A 5,213-nucleotide genomic window follows, 5' to 3' on the forward strand; every position below is an offset into this window, starting at 1 on the left:
AGCAAGCTGTTTGCGTAGCGACGCGCACCTGTAACGAGTACGGGGAATGAGCGACCCATGTAATCCTCCCTGGGGCATTTTGCCAATTTTTGGGTCCACTCCTCCATCCCGAGTTTGCTCATAGCCACAATAAGCGGTTTCCAACGACCTCGCTCTGAATGCACCAGGCCAACTGGGTAAAAACGGGTAACCGGCACTTAAAGGCGATGTAGTATCGCCACCAGAAATACTGCTCCGTGGTGCTGGCCTTTGCCTGGGGGCGCAACACGGCAACTACCCGCTCAAAACGGTTGGTCCTCTACCTCTTATTCACCGTCGCTTTCCTCGCGGCCTAACCCGGCCGGAATATCCGTTGCCAGAAAAAGGCCTCGCGGCCGGTTCGAGGCGCATCCCTCCTCCGAAGCAGCACGCTCAAGTATCGTCACAAGCCCCGAGCGCTTCGCGTTCGGCGATGTCCAAATTCCGACAATGTCGGATACAGTCAGATCTACTGGATTGCGTTTGAATGGTTTTCTCATTTGGCACAGTACATGCGGGTCATCCGCAAAACACGTGACCGACCAACAAGAGTTCGCATGATCACCTTACCACAACATACAGCCGCCGCGGAACAATCACTTGGCCCCTGATCGCCCGCCCCGGCACCACAACCGGAGTCATCGATGTTCTGACAGGCTGCCCAAGGATACCTGCTGCAACAGGGCTTGCCCTGGTGACGACCACTCCGGCTCCGCCGGTTACCGACGAGGGCAAAGTGACGGATTTCCTGCTTTTCAACGGCATGGAGGTGGCTGTCATTCCCGACCACCGCGCCGCTCGTCACCGATATGGTCTGGTGCAGGATCGGCAGCGCGGATGAGCCGCCGGGGATATCTGCATGTCTTCGAGCATCTGATGCTCAAGGCGCCTCATGACGAGCACGGCTCCGTCGCCTGGAGAGATTGAACCCAAAGGGAGATTCAGATGTCTGAAGCGAATCAGGAAAAGTTGGACGCATTCTTGGGGAAAATGGTCGGCGATCTCGGTGCGATCGCAACGGGCGCGGGAGTCCTGCTGGGGGACAGACTCGGCCTGTTTAAGGCATTGCGCGAAGGCGGCAAGATGACGGCCGCCGAACTTTCGACACGCACCGGCACCCAGGAACGCCTCGTAAGGGAATGGCTTTCCGGGCAGGCGGCGGCGGGTTACGTCGACTACGATGAAGCGAGCGACAAATTCTATCTCAACGCCGAGCAAGAGCTGGTGTTCGCTGATGAAGACAGCCCGGCCTTCATGGCAGGCGCATTCGAGTTCCTGTCCGCGCTGTGGCTCGATGAAGAAAAGGTGAGGCAGGCATTCCAGTCCGGCAAGGGCGTCGGGTGGCACGATCATAGCGCGTGTCTGTTTCGCGGTACGGAACGGTTCTTCCGTCCAGGCTACAATGCCAATCTGATCGACTCCTGGCTGCCGGCCTTGGAGGGCGTCGTCGAGAAGCTCGAACGCGGCGTGGACGTCGCGGATGTTGGATGCGGTCATGGTGCATCGACCGTGCTCATGGCACAGGCCTTCCCCAATTCGCGCTTCGTCGGCTTCGACTATCATGCCCCCTCGATTGAGCGCGCCCGCAAGGCGGCCGAGGTAGCCGGCGTCGGCGTTAACACGCGGTTCGACGTGGCGGCCGCCAAGAGCTATCCCGGAACGTATGACCTCGTCACATTCTTCGATTGCCTTCACGACATGGGCGACCCGACGGGCGCCGCCACCCATGTCCACGGATCGCTCAAGCCGGACGGCACGTGGATGATCGTCGAGCCGTTCGCGCATGATCATCTGGCGGCGAACCTCAATCCCGTCGGCCGCGTTTACTATGCCGCTTCCACTTTCGTGTGCACGCCCGCATCCGTGTCGCAGGAAGTCGGGCTCGCGCTTGGAGCCCAGGCCGGTGAGGCGAGGCTGCGCAAGGTTGTGACCGGCGGCGGCTTCAAGCGATTGCGTCGCGCCGCGGAGACACCGTTCAACATGGTGCTGGAGGCCCGCCCTTAGCGTGGCCGTCGCCAGAAATTGCAGCTCATCGCATTTGATTGAAGATCACCGCCAAAAATCCGGACGCATCGGGGACATTTTCAAGGCGCCTGGGTTCACGCAGAGGTCGCTGCCGAGTTGTGTGCCAAGAGTCCCATACGTTGCGGCTCAGAAAGGACCCGACGCACGGCTACGAACATGCCCATAGTGATGGCCGCTATAATCACATATGCCCACCATGGCGCGTTCACAAAGCTGGTAAGCCACGTCGCACCGAACGCGCTTACGACAAAAACGAGAGCCTCGATAAAATGACTGAGCCTGTACACATTCAGTCGTCTCATCCTCATACCACCCATCCAAAGACTGAGCTTGTTGCGCTACTGCGACAGAGCCTAACATATTGGAGAGCGCTCACTATTTCTATGCTAAACAGTCTCGCCTGAGTATATGTTTTGAGTCGCTAATTATGGAATTCTGCCAGTCTGCATTTCCCCTGATCTGATGTAGAGCAGCTTCTAAGTGGGAATTAGTCCCCCATCGACCGGATCGGGCGACACGAACATGCGCTGAAGGCTTGGCGGAACGGCTACTGGGACCATGATGCTACTCGAATGCAAGATCGTGTCAGAACGTCCCGGGAAGGCTGCAGGCAGGGGATGTCAGGTCAATCAGCCTATAGATATGATACCGCCCATTCGCTGAGACTTCACGATGGGCATAGGAGGTGGGAATTCGTGCCTTGAGATGGACGCGGCTGTCGGAGCAGGCGAGCACGGCAGCAGCGATGGCCTGAACCTTCGGGCCGCTGACAAAAACGTTCACCACCGCACGCGAGCCGAACCCGTCGAGATACGTCTCGAAAGCATCGAGGTGGGCCATCAGCCCGAAAGCCTGGATGTCGCGAACTTCGCCATCTTCGAGCCGGTGGGTTTCACGTACCTTGGCCACCTGTTGATCGAGCAAAGCATCGATATGCGCATTCTTCTCGCTTCTTGGGACGAGGAGCGAGATCCGTTCCGGACTGACGATATCGATCAATCCGTAGAATACGTCGGCATCTCCTCCGATCCCCACGAGCAGGACTTTCTCTTCGCCCATTCCTCCGCTGCCTTGAAGATGAGGGACGGTGACGTATCGGTCCAAGCCGCTGGAAAAATCCTCTTTGCCGATCGCGTTCCCGTAGATACCTTCGGCGTACCCGAATTCGAGAGACTGAATCGACATTTTCTTGAATGCCACCGCAATCAGCCATTGGATGTAGATTCGCGGCATCGTCGAGCACTCGACGAAAACCTTCCGCAGGCTTCCTTCGTATGAGCCACATGAAGCGGCCATCTGAGTGAGCAGGTGATCGAGGAGATTGATGTTCTTCTGATACTCGATGGAAGGCTCGAGGGTGATCGCAGTCACTTCGACGCCCCATCGGGTACCCATAGCGATGAGCTTTCGCCGGTTTTCTTCGACGGCTGGGACGTTCGCTTCCTTCAGAGCAAAGTCCAGAACCACGATTTTGCCGACCTTCAGGTCAAGATGGTTTTCGAACGCGGCGAAACGCGTTTCCCATCCAAGCGCGACGATCGCGATATCTGCCTCCATCGTTTCGCAGGTACCTGCATCTCTCGCCTTCTCAGTGACGGCCAGATGGCCGAAGACTCGATACTCGACAGTTGAAGCGGTCATTCGAGATCGCTCTCGAAAAGCGAGTGCTGGAATTCGGTCTTGAGTGCGGGCCGCGCGACGAGCTCCTTAAACACCGAGTCGGCCCAGTCTTCTGGGAGCCGATGCCTGGTAAAAAGCAGGTCGACCATCTGCGCCGCAGGGATTGTGTTGATTTCGTACGGGCCGCGATAGGAGAACCCGAAGTAAGGTGCAAATCGCCGATGCAATCTGATCAGCATCTCCTTCGATGCGGGGTCGGCGCGGTCCACCTCAAAGTTGCCGGCGGCGGAGACCTCCCGGATAAACCCATCCCTTTCCGCCCGACGCAGGACCTCGTCCAGTTTTCCGCTGGGTTGCTCCAGTCGGTTCACCAGCGAGCGCATTTCCTTTAGATCAACCCTGAAAATGCCTCTCTCTGTCGTTCCTAGAGCATTTTCTTCGGCAAACTCTGTCTGGAGGCGAGCGGTCAGGTAACCCAACGCCCGCACCATGCGCACGCTCTCTTCTTCGTACGGATGTGAAAGCGCCTGAAGTCCATCAAGCTTCCGTTGAGAGGCGGCGTTCACAGCCTGTCTCTGCTGTTCGAGATGAATCTGTAAATCCGAGTTGATGAATTCCACCAGTTTTCGTGGATCACTGGAACTCGGAACACTGCGGCGGAAGATCTCTCCCATTATATCAAGGAAATCGCGTATACAGACGTCGCTCAATGATGTGATGATCTGGTGCCCTACGTACGGGTAGTCATGCAGACGCAGCATCTGGCACGCTTTCAGAAAAGCCCATCCCTGTTTCCGGGCGATCGACCTCTTCAGATTTGAAGCATCCGCCTTGCTCATGGGCCGGCGCTTGATTTCCGGGTTCATGAGCGCGAGCGCCAGCCCTTCGGCATAAGGGCGCGCTTTTCGATCAAGAAGGAATTGCTGCTGATCCGCCGTCCTCAAATTCACGGAGAGGAATTCACGTGCTGCATCAGCGAGTGCCACAAGCTCTTCTCTGCCCTCGGAATGACCCGATATGATAACCCGCTCGATGATGTCATTGACGGAAAGCCGCCCCAGCCGGTTTTTGAGCGAAAACGCGCTGAGCGCATCGTTGCGCTTGAGATCACTCCGCAGATGGTCAGGAAGCGCATAGTAGAGCCGAAGCGACGACACGTTCTCGCACAGCGTGGCGAACTCCCTCGGATCGACTGAATCAAGATTCTCGACGTCCCGGTCAGCATTCGAGAGCGACTGGCCGGGTATGATCGTCCGGATCGTGTCGTAAAGGCCGCCGATGTAGGCGAGGACCCATTTCACATTGCCGCGCGTCTTCCTCACCAAGGTGTTCAGGAACTGCTGTTGGAGCGGTGTCAGTGCCTCACAGTCGTCAATCAGGATCTTGAAGAAGGGCGCCCTGTCACCGGCGAAAGATGGGCCATTTAAAAGTGGGGTGATCGCGGTCGCGACCTTGTTAATGATCGCGCCAGGGTCTGTCGCTCTGAAGCCGGTCGCTCCCTCATCGGCGGCAAAGAAGAACGCGTTGAAGCATTCGTCGACGTACCGGGT

Annotated in this window: 3 protein-coding genes and 1 pseudogene; 2 read left to right on the top strand and 2 right to left on the bottom strand. The window is 57.5% G+C overall.

The window, feature by feature from the left end:
* Positions 1-685 precede the first annotated feature (685 nt).
* Positions 686-906: pseudogene (locus EN750_RS17475) on the top strand (insulinase family protein); the annotation flags it as partial.
* Between the two features lie 57 nt (positions 907-963).
* A complete protein-coding gene (locus tag EN750_RS17480; protein WP_024504268.1) occupies positions 964-2,022 on the top strand; it encodes a class I SAM-dependent methyltransferase in 1,059 nt (352 codons plus the stop codon).
* Between the two features lie 606 nt (positions 2,023-2,628).
* On the opposite strand, the gene EN750_RS17485 is transcribed toward EN750_RS17480, so the two are convergent.
* A complete protein-coding gene (locus EN750_RS17485) occupies positions 2,629-3,684 on the bottom strand; it encodes a hypothetical protein (RefSeq protein ID WP_126057630.1) in 1,056 nt (351 codons plus the stop codon).
* On the bottom strand, positions 3,681-5,213 hold a 1,533-nt coding region (locus EN750_RS39455), incomplete at its 5' end, for a hypothetical protein (RefSeq protein ID WP_189526267.1). The genes EN750_RS39455 and EN750_RS17485, both read right to left, overlap by 4 nt.

This window comes from Mesorhizobium sp. M7A.F.Ca.ET.027.03.2.1 (genome assembly GCF_003999175.1).
In the GTDB taxonomy this organism is placed as follows: domain Bacteria; phylum Pseudomonadota; class Alphaproteobacteria; order Rhizobiales; family Rhizobiaceae; genus Mesorhizobium.